The 22,977-nt window shown below is 67.0% G+C and carries 21 protein-coding genes; 16 read left to right on the plus strand and 5 right to left on the minus strand.

Features of this window, described 5'->3' with window-relative positions; genetic code table 11:
• The first annotated feature begins 45 nt into the window (after positions 1-45).
• Together ACWF99_RS27155 and ACWF99_RS27160 are read left to right on the plus strand one after the other, a co-directional pair.
• Complete coding sequence (locus ACWF99_RS27155; protein ID WP_452537726.1) at positions 46-1,443, plus strand: FAD-binding protein; 1,398 nt, start codon at positions 46-48, stop codon at positions 1,441-1,443.
• 212 nt (positions 1,444-1,655) lie between these two features.
• The gene (locus ACWF99_RS27160) at positions 1,656-2,375 is read left to right on the plus strand and encodes a hypothetical protein (RefSeq protein ID WP_452537727.1); all 720 of its coding nucleotides are present in this window, start codon (positions 1,656-1,658) and stop codon (positions 2,373-2,375) included.
• 47 nt (positions 2,376-2,422) lie between these two features.
• On the opposite strand, the gene ACWF99_RS27165 is transcribed toward ACWF99_RS27160, so the two are convergent.
• Positions 2,423-3,565, minus strand: a complete 1,143-nt coding sequence (locus ACWF99_RS27165; RefSeq protein ID WP_452537728.1) for a cytochrome P450 — start codon at positions 3,563-3,565, stop codon at positions 2,423-2,425.
• Positions 3,566-3,744: 179 nt separating this feature from the next.
• On the opposite strand from ACWF99_RS27165, the gene ACWF99_RS27170 reads away from it, so the two are divergent.
• The 6 genes from ACWF99_RS27170 to ACWF99_RS27195 are packed head-to-tail and all read left to right on the plus strand — an operon-like array spanning position 3,745 to position 9,341.
• Positions 3,745-4,773, plus strand: a complete 1,029-nt coding sequence (locus ACWF99_RS27170; protein WP_378652057.1) for a 3-oxoacyl-ACP synthase III family protein — start codon at positions 3,745-3,747, stop codon at positions 4,771-4,773.
• A 57-nt stretch (positions 4,774-4,830) separates the two neighbouring features.
• Positions 4,831-5,646: a hypothetical protein gene (locus ACWF99_RS27175; protein WP_378632621.1), complete on the plus strand. Its 816-nt coding sequence runs from the start codon at positions 4,831-4,833 to the stop codon at positions 5,644-5,646.
• Positions 5,643-6,002: a hypothetical protein gene (locus tag ACWF99_RS27180; RefSeq protein WP_452537729.1), complete on the plus strand. Its 360-nt coding sequence runs from the start codon at positions 5,643-5,645 to the stop codon at positions 6,000-6,002. Before ACWF99_RS27175 ends, ACWF99_RS27180 begins: the two co-directional genes overlap by 4 nt.
• Before the next feature lie 59 nt (positions 6,003-6,061).
• Positions 6,062-7,081, plus strand: a complete 1,020-nt coding sequence (locus ACWF99_RS27185) for an NAD-dependent epimerase/dehydratase family protein (protein WP_452537730.1) — start codon at positions 6,062-6,064, stop codon at positions 7,079-7,081.
• Positions 7,078-7,830, plus strand: coding sequence for a glycosyltransferase family 2 protein (locus tag ACWF99_RS27190; RefSeq protein ID WP_378632612.1), 753 nt, complete (start codon positions 7,078-7,080; stop codon positions 7,828-7,830). Before ACWF99_RS27185 ends, ACWF99_RS27190 begins: the two co-directional genes overlap by 4 nt.
• Complete coding sequence (locus ACWF99_RS27195; protein ID WP_452537731.1) at positions 7,827-9,341, plus strand: class I adenylate-forming enzyme family protein; 1,515 nt, start codon at positions 7,827-7,829, stop codon at positions 9,339-9,341. Before ACWF99_RS27190 ends, ACWF99_RS27195 begins: the two co-directional genes overlap by 4 nt.
• Before the next feature lie 45 nt (positions 9,342-9,386).
• Here the strand turns inward: ACWF99_RS27195 and ACWF99_RS27200 are convergent, their stop codons facing one another.
• Entirely contained in the window at positions 9,387-10,655 is a 1,269-nt protein-coding gene (locus ACWF99_RS27200) for a phthiocerol/phthiodiolone dimycocerosyl transferase family protein (protein ID WP_452537763.1), read from the minus strand.
• Between the two features lie 105 nt (positions 10,656-10,760).
• On the opposite strand from ACWF99_RS27200, the gene ACWF99_RS27205 reads away from it, so the two are divergent.
• Both ACWF99_RS27205 and ACWF99_RS27210 read left to right on the plus strand, forming a co-directional pair.
• Positions 10,761-11,039: a hypothetical protein gene (locus ACWF99_RS27205; RefSeq protein WP_056813016.1), complete on the plus strand. Its 279-nt coding sequence runs from the start codon at positions 10,761-10,763 to the stop codon at positions 11,037-11,039.
• The gene (locus ACWF99_RS27210; protein WP_378632602.1) at positions 11,036-11,359 is read left to right on the plus strand and encodes a hypothetical protein; all 324 of its coding nucleotides are present in this window, start codon (positions 11,036-11,038) and stop codon (positions 11,357-11,359) included. Before ACWF99_RS27205 ends, ACWF99_RS27210 begins: the two co-directional genes overlap by 4 nt.
• Before the next feature lie 85 nt (positions 11,360-11,444).
• On the opposite strand, the gene secA is transcribed toward ACWF99_RS27210, so the two are convergent.
• A complete protein-coding gene (secA, locus tag ACWF99_RS27215; RefSeq protein WP_378632600.1) occupies positions 11,445-14,243 on the minus strand; it encodes a preprotein translocase subunit SecA in 2,799 nt (932 codons plus the stop codon).
• A gap of 227 nt (positions 14,244-14,470) precedes the next feature.
• Between secA and ACWF99_RS27220 the strand changes: the two genes are divergently transcribed.
• The 6 genes from ACWF99_RS27220 to bluB all read left to right on the plus strand — a co-directional run bounded on the left by ACWF99_RS27220 (position 14,471) and on the right by bluB (position 21,397).
• Positions 14,471-15,883 (plus strand): WS/DGAT/MGAT family O-acyltransferase, encoded by a 1,413-nt coding sequence (locus ACWF99_RS27220; RefSeq protein WP_378632599.1) that lies wholly within the window; start codon positions 14,471-14,473, stop codon positions 15,881-15,883.
• Positions 15,884-15,893: 10 nt separating this feature from the next.
• Positions 15,894-16,439, plus strand: coding sequence for a DUF6912 family protein (locus tag ACWF99_RS27225; RefSeq protein WP_378633435.1), 546 nt, complete (start codon positions 15,894-15,896; stop codon positions 16,437-16,439).
• Positions 16,440-16,539: 100 nt separating this feature from the next.
• The gene (locus ACWF99_RS27230; protein WP_378632597.1) at positions 16,540-17,697 is read left to right on the plus strand and encodes a ferredoxin reductase; all 1,158 of its coding nucleotides are present in this window, start codon (positions 16,540-16,542) and stop codon (positions 17,695-17,697) included.
• A 298-nt stretch (positions 17,698-17,995) separates the two neighbouring features.
• Positions 17,996-19,399, plus strand: coding sequence for a fatty acid desaturase family protein (locus ACWF99_RS27235; RefSeq protein WP_378632595.1), 1,404 nt, complete (start codon positions 17,996-17,998; stop codon positions 19,397-19,399).
• A gap of 94 nt (positions 19,400-19,493) precedes the next feature.
• Complete coding sequence (locus ACWF99_RS27240; protein ID WP_378632593.1) at positions 19,494-20,738, plus strand: fatty acid desaturase family protein; 1,245 nt, start codon at positions 19,494-19,496, stop codon at positions 20,736-20,738.
• A 14-nt stretch (positions 20,739-20,752) separates the two neighbouring features.
• Entirely contained in the window at positions 20,753-21,397 is a 645-nt protein-coding gene (gene bluB / locus ACWF99_RS27245; protein WP_452537732.1) for a 5,6-dimethylbenzimidazole synthase, read from the plus strand.
• 47 nt (positions 21,398-21,444) lie between these two features.
• On the opposite strand, the gene hpf is transcribed toward bluB, so the two are convergent.
• Positions 21,445-22,074: a ribosome hibernation-promoting factor, HPF/YfiA family gene (gene hpf, locus ACWF99_RS27250; RefSeq protein ID WP_378633433.1), complete on the minus strand. Its 630-nt coding sequence runs from the start codon at positions 22,072-22,074 to the stop codon at positions 21,445-21,447.
• Positions 22,075-22,329: 255 nt separating this feature from the next.
• Complete coding sequence (locus ACWF99_RS27255; RefSeq protein ID WP_452537733.1) at positions 22,330-22,974, minus strand: ComF family protein; 645 nt, start codon at positions 22,972-22,974, stop codon at positions 22,330-22,332.
• Positions 22,975-22,977 lie beyond the last annotated feature (3 nt).

A 22,977-nucleotide genomic window follows, 5' to 3' on the forward strand; every position in this document is an offset into this window, starting at 1 on the left:
ATTACCTCAGGCTGCGCACAGGAACCCGTTTTAGCGTGAGCCCCTGTGACTTTCACGCAACCGAATCCAGTCAGCGCGTGCCGCAGCCTCAGCGGATGGGCCCGCACCGCACCGACCGTCGCCGAAGTGCTGCGCACCCCCGACATCGCGGTGATCGCCGAACGGGTGCGGACCGCGGGGCCGCGCGGGGTGATCGCGCGCGGGCTCGGACGTAGTTACGGGGATCCGGCGCAGAACGCGGGCGGGCTGGTGGTCGACATGACCGCGCTGGACCGTATCCACAGCATCGATCCCGACAGCGGGATCGTCGAGGTCGACGCGGGCATCAGCCTGGACACGCTCATGCGGGCGGCACTGCCGTTCGGGCTGTGGGTCCCGGTGCTGCCGGGCACCCGGCAGGTGACGGTCGGTGGGGCGATCGGCGCGGATATCCATGGCAAGAACCATCATTCGCAGGGCAGCTTCGGCAATCACGTGGTGTCGATGGATCTGCTGACCGCCGACGGATCGGTGCGTACCTTGACGCCGGAGGGGCCCGACTCGGCGCTGTTCTGGGCGACGGTCGGCGGGATGGGACTCACCGGCATCATCGTCGGCGCGCGAGTTCGGTTGAAGCACACCGAGACCGCGTATTTCCTCGTCGACAACGACCGCACGCGCGATCTCGACGAAACGATGGAATTGCTGACCGGCGGTTCCGACGACGGGTACGACTACTCGATGGCGGTGCCGGACACCATTTCCACCGGGGCGAAACTCGGGCGGGCCGGATTCAGCCGAGGCTCGCTGGCCACCGTCGACCAGTTGCCGTCGAGACTGCGTAGCAAACCCTTGAATTTCGATGCCCCACAATTGTTCACGGTGCCCGATATCTTTCCGAACGGGATGGTCAATTCGGTGACCACCCGGATTGCCGCCGAGGCCGCTCATCGCCTGTTTCCCCGGCGGGCCCGTGGGCGCATCCAGAACCTGACGCAGTTCTATCATCCGCTCGACCTGCTCGGCGAATGGAATCGGGCGTACGGCAAGCGAGGATTCTTGCAGTATCAGTTCTCGATGCCGTTCGGGGCCGAACAGCAACTGGCCGACGCGGTGCGCACCATCGCCGAGTCGGGGCACCACTCGTTCCTCAACGTCTTCAAACGGATGGGGGCGAGCAACCCGGCGCCGCTGTCGTGGCCGCATCCCGGATACATGCTGAGCTTGGACTTCGCGCTCACCAGCGGGCTCGACCGGTTCTGCGTGGACCTCGACGAACGGGTGCGGGCGGCGGGTGGCCGCCTGTACCTCGCGAAGGAATCACGGACGACACCCGAGATGATCGCGACGATGTATCCGCGGCTCGCCGAATGGCGCCGGATCAGGGACCGAGTCGACCCCGAACGGGTATTCGCCTCCGACCTCGCACGACGGTTGCGGCTGGTGACAGAACTTCGACATTGATGTGCTTCAGATCACGGCCGATGAATTGTGAGCGAAAGTTGTTCACAGCTCATCGAATTCACCGGCAATGACGCACGTCACTGTCCGTTTTGAACTCTTATGACTTTTTAAGTTACATTTCAGCAACAAACAGTTGGACACTTGATCATGGGTGCTCGATCGAGGGCCTGCGCTCCCCAGGGAGCATCGCCATTGAGGGAAAGACTGCATTCATGAACATCAGCAAGGTTGCCGCAACCTCCGCACTCGTCATCGCCGCGCTCGGCGTTGCCACCGGCACGTCGCACGCCGCTCCGGCGCCTGCTCCCGCGCCCGTCGCGGCCTTCCTCGACGGCGTGAACCAGGGTGTGAACCAGGTGCTGCCCGGCATCAACTGGAAGACCGGCATCGAGGGCGACGCGGTCGTCGTCGAGACCGACGCGGGCTCGCTCACCACCGAGAACAACCAGTTCCAGGTGCGCGACAACCAGGGCAACGTCGTCGCCGCCCTGCCGCTCGCCTACACCATCGACGACCTCGAGTACCCGATCGACGCCGTCGTCGACGGCACCCGCGCCACCCTGACCCCGCGCACCGACGCGGCCTCGGCCCGCCCGTCGACCCTGCTGAAGGACGTCGTTCGTCAGGACGCCTTCGACGACGCCGTCAGCGCCGCTGCCACCCAGTTCGGCATCATCACCGCCATCGGCACCCTCGTCGGCACCCTCACCGGCGGCGTCGCGGGCTGCGCCATCGGCGGCGTCGGCGGCCTGGTTCTCGGCGTCCCGGTGCTCGCCCTCGGCGGCGCGACCGGCATCGCGGGCTGCCTCGCCGGTGCCGCCGTCGGCATCCCGCTGGGTGCGGCCGCCGGCCTGGTGCTGACCGGCGTCCCCGCCGCGATCGCCATCGGCATCGGCTTCCACAACCGGATCAACGCGCCCGAAAACCAGTAGTCGTCGTCGCGATGGCCCCGTCCACCCGGACGGGGCCATTGTGCTGTTCAGCGCGCGAGCCGGATGCGCAGCTTCTCGTAGGTAGGGATGAAAACCTTTCTGCGATAGCGACGTTCGACGATTTCCCAGGGGCGACCGGCGGCGGTCAAGGCTTCGAGAAGTGCGGTGAGTTCGGAGTGGACGAGCTGTGCGCCGAGGCAGAGGTGGCGGCCGCCGCCGAACCAGAGCTGGCGGGTCACGGGGTTGTAGTCGCGGTCGACGCGGAACTCGCCCGCGGCATTGTTGATGGTCCAGGTGAGGATCTTGACGTGTTCGCCGGCGCGCAGGTCGCGGTCGGCGACGCGGACGTCCGCGGTGACCGAGCGGCCGACGAGGTAGGCCGGGCTCGTGACGCGCAGGGTCTCGCGGACCGCGTCGGGGAGGCGATCGGGAGCGGCGAGCAGGGCGCGGTGCTGGTCGGTGTCATGCATGATCGCGACCATTCGGGTCATGGCGCTGGCGAGCGTGTCGGTGCCCGCGACGGCCATCAGGATCGCCAGGCCGCCCGCGTGCTCGACGTCGAGACCCAGTTCACGGCAGCGACCGAGGGTGGTGTCGGGATCGGCGCGGGCGTACGCGTCGGGAACGTTGACGGCGAGCTGGGTGGCCAGCTCACGGGCGCGGGCCAGCGCCACCGGGTCGAGCGTGGTCGAGGCCATCGTGCCGAAACCCAGGTTGACCAGTTCTTCGACGTGGTGGAACAGGCGCAGGAACAGCGCGTCCTGATCGTCGGTGTAGTCGCCGCCGATGGCCGCGGCGATGTCTTCGGGGCGCATGCCGACCAGGTCGGAGACGCTGCGGCCGACCAGGATCTGCGCGCGGGCGGCGATGTCGACGGTCTCCCCCGCCGCCAGGCGTTCGCGCAGGTCACGCAGGTCGGGGCCGATCACGCGCGCGACCAGGGCATCGGTGTGGCCGAGGGTGAACAGGTCGCGCGCCTTGGTCCGCAGGTCGGTATGGCCGGGACCCTCGAACAGATCCTCGACCCAGTCGCCGATGACCTGCGCCCACCAGTGCCCGGCCGCGCCCTCGGACACGATGCTGAAATGGGTGCTGTCGTTGTAGATCTGGCGGGCCACCAGCGGGTCGGCGACGAACCAGCCGAGTTCGGGCACCTTGCGGATCGGCCGCGCGAACCGTCCCAGCAGCAATAATCCAGGCAACCAGGGTTGACCAGCGGCGAGTAGGGTTAGTTCATGGCGTCGGGCGGAGCTCCACACCCCGGCAGAATCTAATCGAGCACGCCCGATTAGTGAAGGTCTGTGGCTAGGATCGACGAGATGCGCTGGTGGTGATCTGTGCATCACGCGATATCTGGAAGTGAACAAGCATGGTGAGTTCGACAATCGAAGCCGTCGGCGCGTATCTGCCGGCCAGAGAAGTGACCACGGCGGAGTTGCTGGCGCAGCTGGCCGTCGACGCGCCGCTGGATCTGGAGAAGGTCAGCGGAGTCAGGGCGCGCAGAGTACGCGGCGAATCCGAGGACTCCCTCACCATCGCCTTGGCCGCCGCCCGCAGCGCACTGGGCAATTCGCGCTACGACGCCGCCGATCTGGATGTGATCATCTCCTGCTCGATCACCCGCACCCGGGGCGAGGACTTCTGCCTGGAACCGTCGTTCGCCCTGATGCTGCGCACCGCGCTCGGGGCGAACAGGGCGATCCATTTCGACGTGTCCAACGCGTGTGCCGGGATGATGACCGGAGTTCTGCTGCTGGACAGGATGATTCGATCCGGTGCCGTGCGTCGCGGCATGGTGGTGTCCGGGGAGTGCATCACGCCCATCGCCGACACCGCGGTGCGGGAGATCTCGCAGAAGTACGACCCGCAGTTCGCCTCGCTCACCGTCGGCGACGCCGGGGCGGCCGTGCTGCTCGACGGCACCGACGGGCCAGGGCTCGACTACGTGGAGCTCAACACCAGCGCCGCGTTCGCGAAGCTGTGCTTGGGGATGCCCAGTGATCAGGGGCCGGGAGTCGCGCTCTACACCGACAATCGGGCGATGCACAACGAGTCCCGGTACCTGCTGTGGACCTCGCGGCAGCTGGAGTTCCTCGCCGCGCGCGGTTCCAGCTTCGCCGAGGAGGGCTACGACTACCTGATCCATCACCAGTTCAGCGGCCCCGCTGTGGAATTGATCAACAAGATCGCCGAGCGCGAATTCGACGCGGCGATGCCGCCGGGACTCGCGGTGCTGGACAGATACGGCAATACCGCGTCGACCTCACATTTCGTGGTGCTGCACGACGCGTTGCGGCAGGGCCTGATCGAGCCGGGGTCGAAAGTACTGCTGGTACCGGCGGCTTCCGGGGTGGTCGCCGGATTCTTGTCGGTGACAATCGGCGATCTGCGGGTATAGGACAGTATGGGAATCATCATTTCTTCGGCAGTGACGCGCAGCGGCGGAGTCAGCTCGGTGGGACAGGCGGCAAGCGCCGCGCGCGACGCGTTAGCGGCAGCCGGTTGTCCGCCGGAGCAGGTCGACGCACTGATCAATGTGGGGGTCTATCGCGATGCGAACCTGGTGGAACCGGCGGTCGCGGCGCTGATCCAGCAGGCCGCGGGGATCGGGCTGGACTATCGACGCGGTGACGTGCCGTGCTTGTCGTTCGATCTGATGAACGGTGCCTGCGGGGTGGTGAACGCGGTCGGGGTGGCCGCCTCGCTGCTGGCAGATCTGCCCACGGGACATGTGGTCGTCGTGTCGGGCGACGCGCATCCGTCGGGCCGGGCCGATGTGGAGTTCGCGTTCGAGCCGGTCGGGGCGGCTTTCGTGCTCGAGAATTCCGCCGAAGCCGCGGGTTTCGGCGGAGTCCACGTGAGTGCCGGCGACGTATTGCCCGACCCGCAGGGATACGTGAAGCTGTCCGCGATGGGAGCCGAAGGGCGTTCCTCGCTGACGGTGGAATTGCTCACCGGGACAGCGGAACTGGTCGAGCACGCCGCTGTCGCGGCGCGAGAAGCGTTGGCGGCGGACGGTATCGACGCCGGACAGGTGGTGCTGCTGTGCGGTAAACCGACAGCGGACTTCGCCGGCGAACTGGCGGCCCAGCTCGGCGTGGGCGCGGTGGTGACCGACGACTTCGCCGCCGACGCGCACACTTCCGCGTTGACCGCCGCGTTCGTGGCGGCCCGTGACGCGGGACTGGCCGAACGGCCGTTGCTGTTCGTCGCCGCCGACGGTGGACCCACCGCGGCGGCAGTGACCTATCGAGGGGTTGGTGTGCGGTGACACGGTCTCTGCATGTTGTTCCGGATCCGGTGAGTGTGCCGCGACATGGTCGCCATCGCGCGGCGGCCGGTACTTCGGTCGCGGTACCCGGCCCGGGAGCCGTGCTGGCGCTGCGGTCGATTCCGGTGATCGGCTGGATATTTCTGATCGTCGGGGTCGTGCGGCCGTTCCGGGCCCGGTGGCTGCGGACGGCCTTCTGGATCGATGTGGTGCTGAGCGTCGGGGTGCACGCCGCGCAGATTCCAGCGGCCCGGAAAGTAGCCGCTGAACGGGGGATCTCGGGTCGTCGTGCGGCCGTGATGACCATGCTGCTCGGGGCTACCTGGTGGAAGACGCTGGGCGAGGGCGAACAGTGACCGAGGCGGCACCGTCCGGCTGCGGCTTCGCGCGATCGTCGACGGGATAACGTGGCGCGATGACAGTGCTGGTGACTGGCGCGAGCGGGTTCGTCGGCGGGGCGATCGCGCGCGGGCTGGTGGCGCGCGGGGTGCCGGTGCGGGCGATGGTTCGCGATCCTGCCTCGGCGCCGGAGGGTGTCGAGGTGGCGGTGGCCGATCTCGCCGACGCGGGTGCGCTGGCCGCGGCGGTGGCCGGGGTGCGCGCCGTTGTGCACGCGGCGGCCCTGCTCGGTGAATTCGGCAGGCCCGCCGATTTTTTCGCGGTGAACGTGGCCGGGACCGATCGGCTGATGCAGGAGGCCGCGGCGGCCGGAGTACGGCGGTTCGTGTTCATCGGGAGTCCGAGTGCGTTGATGGCGCCCGGCGGTGGGGATCAGGTGGGGATCGATGAGACCGTGCCCTACCCCGCGCGATTTCTGAACAGCTATTGCGAGACCAAGGCCGTCGCCGAGCAGTTGGTGCTGGCGTCCGATACACCGGAGTTCACGACGTGTTCGTTGCGGCCGCGCGCGGTGTGGGGGCCCGGCGACCGGCACGGGCCGATCGTGCAGATTCTGGCGAAGTTGCGGGCGGGGCGGTTGCCGGATCTGTCCGGCGGGCGCGATGTACGGGCTTCGCTGTGCTACATCGACCACCTCGTCCACGCCGCCGCTCTCGCGCTGACGGCCGAGAAGGTCGGTGGGCGTGCGTATTTCGTCGCCGACGCGGAGCCGGTGTCGGTATGGGCGACCTTGGACGCGGTGGCCGCGCGGTTCTCGTTGGCCGGACCGAGCGTGACGGTGCCCGCACCGGTGCTCGGCGGGGCCTTGGCGGCGATCGAAACACTGTGGCGGATACCGGCGGTCGCGCAGCGGTGGACTCCCCCGCTGTCGCGGTACGCGGTCGCGCTGGTCACCCGGTCGGCGACCTATGACATCTCGCGCGCCGCCCGTGAACTGGGCTATCGACCGGAGGTGCCGTTCGCGACCGGCCTGGACAATTTCCACCGCTGGGTCGACCAGGCCGGCGGGCTCGACCGGCTGCTGGAGGACGCGTGAGTGATCTGTGGGTGGTGATTCCCGCCTTCGACGAGGAACGCGGCATCGGCAGCACCCTGGATGCCATCGCAGCGCAACAGGACACGGATTTCACGGTGGTCGTGGTCGACAACAACTCCACCGACCGCACCGTCGAGGTGGTGCGGGCATTCGCCGCCGCCCATCCACTGCCGCGCATCGTGGTGATCGACGAGCAGCAGAAGGGCACCGGCGCCGCCGCCGATACCGGGATGCGCTACGCGATCTCCCGAGGCGCCACCTACCTCGCGCGCACCGACGCCGACTGCCTGCCCGCCCCCGACTGGACCCAGCGGATCAAGGCCGGGTTCGGCTCCGGGCTGCGATTGGTCAGCGGTCAGCTGATTCCGCGCACCGACGAAGGCGTTTCCTGGATCGACCGCACGATCATTCGGGTGGCACTGGAAGTGGCCTCGACGTTCGGCAAGGTGCGCTCGGGCAATCGGGATCCGAAGTATCTCGGACCGTATGTGATGACACCGGGGTGCAATATGGCCATCACCGCCGAATTATATGTTGCCGCAGGCGGATTCCCGCGCACCGCGATCGAGGATCTCCACGAGGACCGGGCGCTGGTCAACGCGGTGCGCACGATCACCACCGACTATGGTTTGCGCCGGGACGTGCGGGTGCACGGCTCGAATCGGCGAGTGCGCGCCTGGGGTATTCGCAAGACACTGGCCTGGTACGCCGATCATCGGTATCGGCCCGACGTGGTCGATATTCGGTGACCGACTTTCTCGCACGGCTTGCCGCGCAAGCCGAACGGATTCCGGACGCATCGGCGCTCGGCACGGTCGGCAAGCGCGCGCTCACCTACCGGGAGCTGGTGGATTCCATCGGCCGGGTGGCACACAATCTCGGCGAGGCGGGGTTCGCCCCGGGCGATCGAATGCTGTTCTCGATCCGGCCGAGTGTGTCGTCGGTGCTGGTGATCTTCGGGGTGATCGCAGCGGGCGGGACGATCGTGTTCGTCGATCCCGGCGTCGGGCCGGAGCTCTTCGCCAAGCGAGTCGGCCTGGTCGAACCTGCTTGGGCCGCAACGGAATCACTGCTGTACGCGGTGAGTGGTCCACTCGCCGGGTTCGGCCGCAAGAAGGGGCTGGAACTGCCGCGGTTCGGCGCGCTCGATGTTCGCCATATCCACAGCGGAGTGTGGTTGCCCGGTACGCCGTTCGGGTCGATTCCGTTGCGGCGGTTCACCGGTGACGCACGCGAGACCGCCCTGCCAGCCGCGGATCCCGAGGCGGCGGCGTTGATCGTCTTCACCTCCGGAACGACGGACGATCCGAAAGCCGTTGTGCACAGCCGTGCTTCGCTGAGTGCAGGACTCGCCGCGATGGGCGGAAAGACCAGCCTCGCGCCCGGCGCCTTCCTGCACACCGAGCAGCTCATGATGGGTCTGCCCGCGTTGATGGCGGGGGCACGGTGGGCGATGCCCCGGTATCCACGGTTCGGGACGCACATCGATCCGGTGCGATTCACGCGAAATCTGCGGAGTGCGACGCATACGTTCTACACCCCGGCCGATCTCGCTGTCGCGCTCGACGCGATCGAAGCCGGCGACCTCGAGCCGCCGCCGAATCTACGTCAAGTGGCCCTAGGCGGTGCGCCGGTCACCTCCGCACTCCTGCGCCGGGCACGGCAATCGTTGCCCGACACCGAGTTTCTCGCGATCTACGGGATGACGGAGATCCTGCCGGTGGCGATCGCGACCGGCACCGCCAAGCTCGCGCACGACGGGGATCTGCTCGGCGCTCCGGTGCGGGGTGTGCAGGCGCGGATCGCCGACGACGGGGAACTCCTGCTGTCGGGTCCGAACCTGTGCCGCGGGTATCTCGGCGCGGAGCCGCTGACCGAGATCGCGACCGGGGACCTCGCACGGTGGGACGGCACGGAACTCGTCCTCACCGGACGCAAGAAGGACATGATGATCCGGGGGAAGACCAATATCTACCCGGGGTTGTACGAGCCGGTGATCACCGCGATCGACGGGGTGCGCGAGGCGATCATGGTCGGCCTGCCGGACGAGATCGGCGATGAGCGGATCGTGCTCGCCATTGTCGCCGAACCGGGGGCAGACGACATCGCGGCCCTACTTCGTCAACGGCTGCCGCAGGTCATCGACACCACCGCCGTCCCCGACGACATCGTGGTGGTGGATCGAATTCCGGTCAGCGGGCGGACGAACAAACCGGACCGCGCGGCGCTGCGGGAGCTCGTGGGCAGGCTGCTCGCCTGAGCCCCGCCCACTGCTGGGCTCGGTACGCGCAATGACGGTTACGGCTCAGCGGGTCACCGAGCGGAGCGTGCGGTCGGCGAGGGTTTCGATGGTCGCCCGGGGGAGCATGGTGTCGACGTAACAGAAGGTGATCGACATCGTGGTGCCGAGAGTGGCTACCGCGACCGTCAGCGCACTGGCGCAGGAGTTCGTACCGGCGACCGTCAGCGCCGTGATGTCCAGCGGCTCAGGAGTTTCGGGCGGTGACAGCCTGCCCAAGTTGCTGAGCGTGACATTCCACGGGGCTCGGCGGTCGATGAGTTCGATGGTGCGCCTGCCGGATTCGAGGGAACGGGGGCAGCCGTAGCGAATCGCGGCAAGGGCGGTGAGATCGTTGTTCTTCGCCAGCCGCCGGCGCAGTTGGGTTTTCGCCGCGCGAGCCGCCTCCCAGAGGGAATGGGCAGGGCCGTAGGGGACGAAAGTGGGGACCACCGCGGTGAACATGCCGGGCTCGTCGTCGGCCGGGGGCGGGTTCAAGCGGGACCGGACGTCGACCGGAATGCCGATGCCCGCGACGCCGGAGGGCCGGGGGGCGAGTTCCCCGAGGGCGCCGGCCAGGGCGGCGGTCAGCGCGGCGTTGATCGTGACGTCGTGCTCGTGGCAGCGGGTGCGCAGCTCGGTGAGGGTGTCGCCCTCGATGGTGCGGATCACGGTGCGGGTGCGGCGGATCGGGAGTGGTGGCGGGGTGCCGGGCAGGCTGGTCGGGCGGCGGGCCATCGCGGTGAGCTGGCCGGTGAGGTTGGTGCGCAGGCAGCGTAGGAGGCGGGTGTACGCGGGCGGGATGAGATCGTCGGGGGCCGGGATCGGCGAGCGAGAGCCGGCGGGGACGGGAGATCCGAAGGCGTAAGCGAGGATTCGCCAACCCAGCGACGTCATCGAACGGCCGTCGAGCACCACGTGGGACAACACGAGGATCAGGTCGTGTCGTTCCTCGCAAGTGCCTGGGCGCCACACCAAATCGATGAGGCGCCCCGGTGCCGTCGCGAGGTCGACGGGCTCGGCCAGCTGTTCGTCGAAGACCGTGCGCCACTCGTCGGGGTCGTCGACAATGCGGTGCAGGACCGGTAGATGCGGGTCAGCGGACGGGGCGAAACGCGGGCCGTCGACAACCGTTGTCCGCAGCAGCGGAAATTCCGCGACCAGCGCGTCAGCGGCCTCTTCCAACCGGTAAGCGCCGATCGGTCCGCGCACCCGCAATCGGACCACACAATTCGCCGGCGACAACTGATCGACGAGCCAGAACCACCGCTCCGACGCCGACAGCGGCCGCGTCACCTCGCCCAACACGGCCTCCGCTGTATCGACACACCGCGAGCGTACCGACGCCCGCCCGAAACTCAGCACTTTCACATGGCGTTACTACATGCGTATTATGGACTTATGGGTTTCGAGTGGCCTGATTGGGCGATCGCTCACCTGATCGGCATCGAACCCAGCGAGGTTCGGCAGGTCCTCGCAGCGTCACGACGGTGGCCACGCCCGGCCTTCGACGGCCAGGTGACCGTCCTGACGGTGTGGGGGCGCACCACAGCCGGCCGCCCGTTGATCGTGGTGATGCGACAACGGGAGGACTGGACGTGGGTGATCATCGGCGCACGCACGATGCGCGCCGAGGAACTGGCGCAATTCGAGCAGTGGGAAAGTGAGACCCGATCATGAGCGAGCCAGGACTTCCGTCCAGCAAAGAAGAACTCGCCGACTTCATGGATCGGCTGAGTTTCTCCGACGAGCCCACCGATGCCCCACCACGTCTTCCCGTCAACGAAGACATCATGGTGACCACGTCGATCCGGCTCCCCCTCGGCCTGCACAGCCGCCTGAAATCCCTCGCCGACGAACGTCGGGTAGGGGTCTCCACCCTTCTGCGCGAATGGGCCGAAGCAGCCGTCGCCGACATCGACGACGAAGACCAGATGATCTCCCTCGCCGAAGCCAAACGCGCCCTCTCCCGAGTCCACCCCATCCACCGGGCGAGCTGACGCGCGGACCGAACGGTAGACGCGAAGACGACTGAAGCCCCCGCCGAAAGCGGGGGCTTCAGTCGTCTAGATCAGCTGGCTCACCTCAGCGGCGGCGCTTGCCCTTCGAGTCGGTCCGGGCGGCTTCGCGGCGTTCGCGGCGGGTGCCGGACTGCGGCTGGCCGCCGTATTCCTGTGCGTCGGAATGGGATTCGGCGTGGCCGTCCTCGGCGGGGCCCGAGTAGTTCATGGCTCGGGGAGCCTGGTCGCTGATTCCCTTGGCACGCAGAGCAGGCGGGGCCTGGTTCGCCGCGGGGGTGTCCTGCGGGCGGGCACCGACCGGGGAGCGCAGCCCCTTGTCGACCGAGACGCCTTCGGGCTGGGGCTGCTGGACCTCCACCTGGAGATTGAAGAGGAAGCCGACGGACTCCTCCTTCAGGCCTTCCAGCATGGCGGCGAACATGTCGAAGCCCTCGCGCTGGTACTCGACCAGCGGATCACGCTGGGCCATGGCGCGCAGGCCGATGCCCTCCTTGAGGTAATCCATCTCGTAGAGGTGTTCGCGCCACTTGCGGTCGAGGACCGAGAGCAGAACCTGACGTTCCAGGTTACGCATGGCGCCTTCGCCCGCGAGACCGTCGATCTCCTGCTCGCGCTTCTCGTAGGCGTTGTGCGCGTCCTCGAGGAGGGCTTCGCGAAGCTCGTCGCGGGTGAGTTCGCCCGCGTCGCCGGTGGCGGTCTCGCCGGTGAGTTCCTTGTGATCCAGGGTCACCGGGTAGAGCGTCTTGAGGGCGGTCCAGAGCTTGTCCAGATCCCAGTCCTCGACGTAGCCCTCGGCGGTGGCGCCGTCGACATAGGCGGTGGTCACATCGGTGATCATGTTCTGAACCTGACCCTCCATGTCCTCGCCACGCAGGATCTGGTTGCGCTCGCCGTAGATGACGGTGCGCTGCTGGTTCATGACCTCGTCGTACTTCAGAACATTCTTGCGGATCTCGAAGTTCTGCTGCTCGACCTGGGTCTGGGCACTCTTGATGGCCTTGGAGACCATCTTCGCCTCGATCGGCACATCGTCGGGCAGGTTCAGCCGGGTCATGATCGACTCGAGCGCGGCGCCGTTGAAGCGGCGCATCAGCTCGTCGCCCAGCGACAGGTAGAAACGGGACTCGCCCGGGTCGCCCTGACGGCCGGAACGACCACGCAGCTGGTTGTCGATACGACGCGACTCGTGGCGCTCGGTGCCGAGCACGTAGAGACCGCCGGCCTCGCGGACCGTCTCGGCGTCGTCCTCGGTCTGCTTCTTCACCTGTTCGAGCGCGGAGTGCCAGGCGGCCTCGTACTCGTCGGGGGTGTTCACGGGGTCGAGGCCCTGCTTGCGCAGCAGGATGTCGGCGATGATGTCGGCGTTGCCGCCGAGCACGATGTCGGTACCACGACCGGCCATATTGGTGGCCACGGTGACCGCGCCGGGACGACCGGCCTCGGCGATGATCTGGGCTTCCTGCTCGTGGAACTTCGCGTTCAGCACCGAGTGCGCCACACCGCGTTTGGTGAACTGCTTGGACAGGTACTCCGAGCGCTCGACGCTGGTGGTACCGATCAGGACCGGCTGGCCCTTCTCGTGCCGCTCGGTCACGTCGTCGACGACCGCGGCGAACTTGGCCTCTTCCGACTTGTAGATCAGGTCGGCCTGGTCCTTGCGGACCATCGGCTTGTTCGTCGGGATCGGGACCACGCCGAGGTTGTAGATCGAGTGCAGCTCGGCGGCCTCGGTCTCGGCGGTACCGGTCATGCCGGAGAGCCGGTTGTAGAGGCGGAAGTAGTTCTGCAGGGTGATCGTGGCCAGCGTCTGGTTCTCCGGCTGGATCTCGACCTTCTCCTTGGCCTCGATCGCCTGGTGCATGCCCTCGTTGTAGCGGCGGCCCACCAGGATGCGGCCGGTGAACTCGTCGACGATGATCACTTCACCGTCGCGGACGATGTAGTCCTTGTCGCGCTGGTAGAGCTCCTTGGCCTTGATGGCGTTGTTCAGGTAGCTCACCAGCGGCGAGTTCGCGGCCTCGTAGAGGTTGTCGATACCGAGCTGGTCCTCGACGAACTCCACGCCCTGCTCGTGCACGCCGATGGTGCGCTTCTTGATGTCGACTTCATAGTGGACATCCTTCTTCAGCAGCGGCGCGATGCGCGCGAATTCGGCATACCACTTCGAGGAGGCGTCGGCCGGGCCCGAGATGATCAGCGGGGTGCGGGCCTCGTCGATGAGGATCGAGTCGACCTCGTCGACCACGGCGAAGTTGTGGCCACGCTGGACGAGATCGTCCAGGGAGTGGGTCATGTTGTCGCGCAGGTAGTCGAAGCCGAACTCGTTGTTCGTGCCGTAGGTGATGTCGGCGGCGTAGGCCACCCGACGCTCGGCGGGAGTCATACCGCCCAGGATCACGCCGACCTCGAGACCGAGGAAGCGGTGCACGCGGCCCATCCACTCGGCGTCGCGCTTGGCGAGGTAGTCGTTGACCGTGACCACGTGCACGCCGTCGCCGGAGATGGCGTTCAGGTACGCGGGGAGCACACAGGTGAGGGTCTTGCCCTCACCGGTCTTCATCTCCGAGATATTGCCCAGGTGCAGCGAGGCGCCGCCCATGATCTGGACCTTGTAGTGCTTCTGGTTCAGCACTCGCCACGAAGCCTCACGCGCCACGGCGAAGGCCTCGAGCAGCAGGTCGTCGAGGGTTTCCCCGTCGGCGTAGCGCTGGCGGAACTCGTCGGTCTTGGCACGCAGCTCGTCGTCGGTCAACGCTTCGATCTCGTCGCCGTACGCGATGACCTCATCGGCGAGGTTCGAGAGCCGCTTGACCATGCGACCTTCACCAATCCGTAGCAACCTCGTCAGTGTCAGCGCAGGCACGGGTCTCGTCAGTCCTCTGGTCGGAGTTGTGTTCAACGGCGATGGTAGTCCGCAGACCACCGTACCCGGCGGTGCGGACCCGTGCCCGGCGTACCGGCGCACTCATTACCCCAGGTCACGACGCTCGGCGAGCCTCCTTGCCCGGCACCGCGATTCACCTGCCGTGACGTAGGATGTAGCGCGTGCCCGATCAGCGCCATGCGGCACCGGAAGGAGCTTCGGAGCGCGTGATCACGAGATTGACGCCGCAGGACGCGTCGTTCTATCGGCTCGAGTCGAGCAGTAACCCGATCCACATCGGCTCTCTCGCGATCCTGAACAACTCCTCCCCCGACAGCACGGGCCAGGTACTGGACTACGAACGCCTCGTCGACCTGGTCGAATCCCGGCTGCCGATGGTGCCGCGCTACCGCCGCAAGGTGCGCGAGATCCCGCTCGCGATGGGCAGACCGGTCTGGGTCGAGGACAGCCGTTTCGACATCAGCTATCACATCCGGCGCTCCGCGCTGCCGAGTCCCGGCAGCGACTGCCAGCTCTACGATCTCGTCGCCCGGCTCGCGTCACGACCCCTGGACCAGGGACGACCGCTGTGGGAGATGTATCTGATCGAGGGCCTCGCCGACGGGCGCGCCGCGGTGTTCACCAAGTCGCACTCGGCGCTCGTCGACGGTGACACCGCCCTGGAGATCGGGCACGTGATCCTCGACAACTCCCCGCTGCCGCGCGAACTGGCCGACGACTCGTGGCGTGCCCCGCGCGAACCCACCGATGTGGAACTGCTGGCCGGCGCGCTCTCGCAACTGGCCGCGCAACCGCGCGAGGCCTACAGCGTGATGCGCGACGCCGGATCGAACGCGTTCGGCGTGGTGCGCGGCACGCGGATGGCGGTGAAGGCCGCGGCCAACGTGGTGCGCGCGGCGACCTCGAGCGCGGCGCCGGACAGCCCGCTCAACGCCCGCACCTCCCGCAGCCGCCGCTTCGACGTGGTACGCACGGATCTGGACGACTACCGCACGATCCGCAGGCATTTCGACTGCTCGATCAACGACGCCGTGCTCGCGGTGGTCACCGGGGCGCTGCGCAACTGGCTGCTCTCGCGCAACGAGGCGCTGGTCGAGTCGACCAATCTGCGCGCGGTGGTGCCGATGTCGGTCTATGTCGACGGCGACAATCAGCTGACCCCGGCCAGCGAGGTGTCCTCGTTCCTCATCGATCTGCCCGTGGGCGAACCGAACCCGACGATGCGGCTCTCACACATCTCGCATGCCACCGAGGCGGCGGGCAGGCAGCGCCGCGGGGTGCGGGCGCGCACACTCGTGCACCTGGCCGGGTTCGCGCCCGCGAGCCTGCACGCGATGAGTGTGCGAGCGGCGAGTACCTTCGCCGACAACAGTTTCAATCTGGTGATCACCAACGCGCCGGGACCACAGACCGCGATGTACATCGGCGGCGCGCGCATGCTGGAGATGTATCCGGTATCGCCGCTGCTGCGCAATCAGACGTTGAGTTTCGGACTCACCTCGTACGACGGTCAGGTCTTCTACGGACTCAACGCCGACCGCGACGCCATGGCCGATATCGATGTCCTCGCGGCATCGGTGCACGAATCGATGGAGGAGTTGCTCGGTGCCTGTCCCTGAGAACGACACGATGCGCGTCTACATCCCGGCGACGATTCCGCTGCTGCGCCAACTCGTCGACGAGCAGCAACTGCTCCCGCTCGGCGCGACCGCGTTCGCCGTGACGCCCGCGCTGCGCGAGGCCTACGCCGCGGGCGACGACGAGGAGCTCGCCGAAGTGGCGATGCAGGAAGCCGCGCGGGCCTCCATGCGGTTGATCGGCGCCGAGCGCGACGGACTCGACGATCTCGACGACGACGCCGAGGGCTCGGCCACCGCCCCGGCTAGCCCGGTGTATCGGCGCGCGGTGATCGCCGCGGATGTAGCGGGGGCGAAACTGCGGCCCGATCTCGACGATGCTGTGGTGAAGCTGTCGGGACCGGTCACCTTCAAACAAATCGCGGCCGTGCATGTGGACCTGGCCGAGGCCGAGCCGCAGGTGGCCAAGGCGGTGGACGTCATCGACGCCGCTGACCTCGGTGATACCGACGCGGAATTCGTCCTCGGTGACGCGGAGGACCACCAGCTTGCCTGGTACGCACCACAAGAACTGCCGTTCCTGCTCGAGCTGTTGTAATTTGCGGTGGGCGACCTCGGGGTTGCCCACTGTTCACAACTGGCGCCGAACCTACGATGCCGTAACCTGGCTGCGAGAGGGCTACCCCACGGTGGACCGGATGCACGACAGGGAGAAATCGCACAGCATGGTCATCGACAAGTTCCGGGAATGGCTCGAAGCACCGGCGGCGCAGGTCGCCGACCGCGGCGGCAAGCTCAATATCTTGCGCGGCGCGGTAGCCCGGGTCACCACTCCCCTGCTGCCCGACGACTATCTGCATCTGGCCAACCCGCTGTGGTCGGCGCGCGAACTTCGCGGGCGCATCGTCGAGGTCCAGAAGGAGACCGCCGACTCGGCGACCCTGGTGATCAAGCCGGGCTGGGGCTTCGATTTCAAGTACCGCCCCGGGCAGTACATCGGCATCGGCATCCTGATCGACGGCCGCTGGAACTGGCGTTCCTACTCGCTGACCTGCCCGCCGGACTGGACCGGCGAGGGCGGCAAGCGGCTCATCTCCATCGCGGTGAAGGCGATGCCGGAAGGCAAGTTGTCCAGCCACCTTGTCAACGGGGTGGCTGCGGGCACCATCGTGCGGCTGGCCGCGCCGCAGGGCGGGTTCGTGCTGCCGGAGCCGCCGCCGGCGAAGGTGCTGTTCCTCACCGCGGGCAGCGGGATCACCCCGGTCATGTCGATGTTGCGCACGATGGACCGGCGCGACGGCGTCAACGATGTGGTGCACGTCCACTCCGCGCCCACCGACGCCGACGTGATGTTCGGCGCCGAACTGCGCGCCCTGCACGACAAGCACCCCAGCTTCGTCTCCCACTTGCAGCTCACCGACGCCCACGGCCTGTTCTCGCTGGCCAGCCTCGACGAGCTCTACCCCGACTGGCGCGAGCGCGAGACCTGGGCGTGCGGACCTGCCCCGATGCTCGACGCGATCGAAACCCACTGGAAGAACGCGGGTGTGGGCGACAAGCTGCACATCGAGCGTTTCGAGGTGGAACGCTCCGCGATCGGCGAGGGCGGCACGGTGACCTTCGGCACCACCGGACGCACCCTCACCGTCGACGGCGCCACCAGCCTGCTCGAAGCCGGTGAGTCCGTCGGCGTGCAGTTGCCCTTCGGCTGCCGGATGGGCATCTGCCAGACCTGTGTGGTGACGCTGTCCGCGGGACACGCCCGCGACCTGCGCAACGGCGACGAACGTCAGCCCGGCGACAAGGTGCAAACCTGCATCTCCGCCGCCGCAGGCGACTGCACGCTGGACATCTAACCGGTTGCCGAACCGCTGAGCGGGTACCCTTGAAGTACGCGTCGGCCATAACCCGTGACCGGCGGCAATCGCTTAGGCCCCTCACTTCGATCAATGCCTGAGGGCGCGACTTAGGATCACTCACAGGCCGAACCGCATCGAGGCGACAACCCTAGGCGCGCAGCGCCCGGTTTTCGGCGCCTCGATTCCGGACTCGCCGAAGAGTGCGACCGAGGAGCGCCCTCGACGAGGCAAGATCGAGGTTCCCAGGCCGAGAACCCGCGGCATCAGCTGCTGATAAACAACAGGAGGACCCCCGGTGGCCATCACCGATATTCAGGCCTTCGCCCATCTGACGGCGGCCGACATCGAGACACTGGGGAAAGAACTCGATTCGATCCGCCGTTCGGTGGAGACCTCCCGTGGCGAACGCGACGCTCGCTACATCCGCCGCACCATCGCCGCCCAGCGAGCTCTCGAGGTCGCCGGGCGCGCGGTGCTGTTCGGCAGCCGCAATCGCTGGGCGTGGCTGGGCGGCACCGCGATGCTGTCGGTCGCCAAGATCATCGAGAACATGGAGCTGGGCCACAATGTGAGCCACGGCCAATGGGATTGGATGAACGATCCCGAGATCCACTCCACCACCTGGGAGTGGGACATGACCGGCACCTCGGCGCAGTGGCGCCGGGCGCACAACTATTCGCACCACACCTACACCAACGTGCTCGGCAAGGACGAGGACCTCGGCTTCGGCATTCTGCGGATGACCCGCGACGAGGCGTGGCGTCCGGTGCACCTGGTCCAGCCCGCCGCCAATCTGCTGCTGGCCGCGACCTTCGAGTGGGGTATCGCGCTGCACGATCTCGGCATCGAGAAGGAGCTGGCCGGAGTCGAGAGCGGCACGATGACCTCGCCCCCCGATATCGAGTTCTATCGCAAGGCGGGCCGCCAGGTCGCCAAGGATTTCGTGATCTATCCGGCGCTGACCGGCCCGGCCTGGAAGTCGACGCTCAAGGCCAACGCCACCGCCAACCTCGTCCGCAATCTCTGGTCCTACGCCGTGATCTTCTGCGGCCACTTCCCCGACGGCGCGCAGAAGTTCACCGCCGAGCAGCTCGACGGGGAAACCCAGGGCGAGTGGTACCTGCGCCAGATGCTGGGCAGCGCCAACTTCAAGGCCGGCCCCGTGATGGCGTTCATGAGCGGCAACCTCTGCTACCAGATCGAGCATCACCTGTTCCCCGACCTGCCGAGCAATCGGTACTCGGAGGTGGCGGTCCGGGTGCGCGAACTGTGCGACAAGTACGACCTGCCCTACACCACCGGATCGCTGGGCAAGCAGTACCTGCTGGCCTTCCGCACCATCCACAAGCTGGCGCTGCCGGATCGCTTCCTCAAGCGCACCGCCGACGATGCGCCCGAGACGTCGTCGGAGCGCAAGTTCGCCGGCATCTCGCTGCCCGACAGCCTGCGGGTCGATCCCGAGACCGGCAAGCGTTTCGGTCTGCGCTCGGCGCTGCACGATGCCAAGGTCTCGCTCGAGATCAAGGCGCGGCACGAGAAGGAAGTACTGCGCGAGGCCAAGACCGCGCTGAAGGCGCGAGCACGGCAGGAGAAGCTGGCGCTGCGCGAGGCCAAGCGGGCACTGGGCGAACGCGCCGTGCGCGAACGGGGTGTGCTGCGCGACAAGGCAGCTCGGCGCATGGCTCGCCATTCCCGATAACATTTTCATCTCGATCGCGCAATAGGACTTATCACACATTTCGTCCCGAAAATCGCCAACCTACGCTCTCGTAACTTACGGTACTGTAGCCGCCATGGCGATCTCGGATGTCAAGGAATACGCGCACCTCACCGCAGCGGATGTCGAAGCTCTAGGCGCGGAGTTCGATGCGATCCGCCGGGAGATCGAATCCTCACGCGGCGCGGCCGACGCGCGCTATATCCGCAACGTCATCCGGCTACAGCGCGCGCTCGAGATCAGCGGCCGCACGGTCCTGTTCGCCAGCTTCCTGCCCCCGGCCTGGCTGGCCGGTGTCGCCCTGCTCGGCTCCGCCAAGATCATCGAGAACATGGAGATCGGGCACAACGTCATGCACGGGCAGTGGGACTGGATGAACGATCCGGAAGTCCACTCCACCTCGTGGGAATGGGACAACGCGGGCCCGTCGGCGCACTGGAAGATCACCCACAACTTCCTGCACCACAAGTACACCAACGTGCTCGGCATGGACGACGACATCGGCTACGGCCTGCTTCGCGTCACCCGTGACCAGCGCTGGATGCCGTTCTACCTGGGCAACCCCATCTACAACTTCCTGCTGCAGGCGCTGTTCGAGTACGGCGTCGCGATCCAGCACCTCGAGCTGGGCAAGGTCGCCAAGAAGAAGTGGGCCAAGGACTCACCCGAGTGGAAGCAGTTCGAGGCCGACCGCACCCTGGTCCTGAAGAAGATCGGTAAGCAGGCCGCCAAGGACTACCTGGTCTTCCCGCTGCTCACCGGCCCCTCGTTCGTCACCACGCTCACCGCCAACATCGCCGCCAACGTGATGCGCAATGTGTGGACCAACGCGATCATCTTCTGCGGTCACTTCCCCGACGGCGCCGAGAAGTTCACCAAGGCCGACATCGAGAACGAGACCAAGGGCGAGTGGTACCTGCGCCAGATGCTGGGCAGCGCCAACATCAGCGGCGGACCGCTGCTGCACTTCATGAGCGGCAACCTCAGCCACCAGATCGAGCACCACCTGTTCCCCGACCTGCCGAGCAACCGCTACGCCGCCATCGCGGTGCGGGTGCGCGAGCTGGCCGAGAAGTACGACCTGCCCTACACCACCGGTTCGCTGCCGGTGCAGTACTTCAAGTCGTGGCGCACCATCCTCAAGCTGTCGCTGCCGAACAAGTACCTGCGCCACACCACCGACGACGCGCCGGAGACCAAGTCCGAACGCCTGTTCGCCGGCAACACCACCCCCTCGATCGACCCGGTGACCGGGCGTCGCCAGGGACTGCGCACCGCACTGGCCGCCGGGCGCAAGCTGGCCCGCCGGACCATGGCCTGACCGGCTGCGGTTGTATGGTCGGCGTGAGTGCCGATCAGCTGAGCGTCTACGACGCGATCCGTTTGCGTCGTGACGTGCGCGCCGAATACACCGGCGAGCTCGTCGACGACGCCACCCTCCTGCGGATCCTCGACGCCGCGCATCGCGCGCCCAGCGTCGGGAACTCACAACCGTGGGACTTCGTGGTGGTTCGTCAGGCCGAGACCCTGCGCCGTTTCGCCGACCATGTGGCGGACAAGCGGGTCGAGTTCGGTGCGTCGCTGCCCGCCGAGCGCGCGATGACCTTCGCGCCGATCAAGATCGACGGAATCGTCGAGAGCGGTACGGGTGTGGTTGTCACGCACGATGATTCGCGTGGCGGCCCACAGGTGCTCGGGCGGGCGAGTGTGCCGGAGACCGGCGTGTACTCCACCGTGCTGGCGATCCAGAACCTGTGGCTCGCGGCGACCGCCGAGCAGGTGGGGGTGGGCTGGGTGTCGTTCTACGATCCGGAATTCCTGCGCGAACTCGTCGGCCTGCCCACCGGGATCAAGCCGGTGGCCTGGCTGTGCGTGGGCCCGGTCGACGCGTTCCAGCAGGTACCGGACCTGGAACGTTTCGGGTGGCGGTCCGGCCGATCGCTGACCGAGGCCGTACATCACGAGACCTTCGGCGGCTGAACAAGATCCGGACATCCGCACGGCGGATGCCCGGATCGGTCAGGGTCCTAGGCCAGCTTGATCAGGCCGTAGTCGAAGGCGTGTCTGCGGTAGACCACCGATGGACGGTCGGTCTCCTTGTCATGGAAGAGGAAGAAGTCGTGACCGACCAATTCCATCTGATAGAGGGCGTCGTCCACCGACATCGGTGTCGCGGTGTGCACCTTGGTGCGCACGATGTGGCCGGGGCCCGTCTCGTCGACTGCCTCGTCGTGGTCGTGGGCAGCGGAACCGTCCGGCGGGGTGAACAGCGACTCGTCGACCAATGTGGCAGTGGCCTGCGCGACCGAGACCGGCGTCTTGTCGCCGTAGTGCACGACGCGCCGCTTGTCCTTGGCCCGGCGCAGTCTGCTCTCGATCTTCTGGGTGGCCGATTCGAGCGCGGCATAGAAACTGTCGGCGCACGCCTCGGCGCGCACGATCGGTCCACGGCCACGCGCGGTGATCTCCACACGCTGACAGGCCTTGCGTTGACGACGGTTGCGTTCGTGGAACAGTTCCACATCGAAAAGGAAGATCGACGGGTCGAAGCGCTCTAACCGAGACAGCTTCTCCGCGACGTAGATTCGATAGTGGTCAGGGATTTCGACGTTGCGACCGGAGACCACCACTTCGGCGTTCGGGGTCTCGAAGTCGATCGTCTCGGTGGCACCGTTCTGGAGTGCCGTGGGTTCAGCATCTTGCACTGATGCCCGTGAAGAAGTCGTCACGCGTACCTCCCGGATATGGCCGCACAACTACAAGCGTAGGGCGGCGGGATTGAGCTGTGCCGATCGGGAATCGCCCGGCACCTGTATCCGCGGCACCACCTCCCAAACTTGTGGTTCGGTGTGTGCTCGCGACGCTAGTCCGCCATCGGCAAGTCCGCCACTGTTCACGCGAACTTTCATCAGTCAAGCCGCGCAGGTCACCAAAACCGCGCGGGGAACTATGCCGATCCGGTTGAGAACACGTGTCGATTCACAGGCTGTCGCACCGGTTGTCAGCACGTCGTCTACCAGCACTACCTGGGCTTTCGCGCTGATCGCGACCCATTCGCCCGGATCGGCGACAGTCATGATCTTGCCGCGCACATTGTGGGAACGTTCATCCGTCGTCAAGCCCACCGAATCCCGGACACCGCGTCCCATCCGCAGCAGCGGCACACTCCGGCAATCGATCAGCCACCGTGCCGCGACCTCGGCCGAGCGGGCCACCGGGTCACCACCGCGGCGCCGCGCCGCCGCGGTTCTGGTCGGCGCGGGCACGAGTAACAGCGGGCGATCGGGGGCACGCAAGCGGGCGAGCGCGTGGGCGAGCGCCAGCCCGAGTGGGGCGGCGAGGTCGCGCCGGTTCTGTTCCTTGGCTGCCAGCACAGCCCGCTTACCCACACCGGCGTAGGGGCCCAGCGCCCAGCACGGAACCCCGGGATCAGCGCGCGGGCGCACCCGGACGGGATCGCGGCCGAGTTCGGCCGCGCACTCGGCGCACCAGCTCACGCCCACCGCACCGCAGCCACCGCACCGGTCGGGCAGGATCAGATCCAGCAGGCCTCTCATAGC

The organism is Nocardia sp. NPDC055002 (assembly GCF_053608825.1).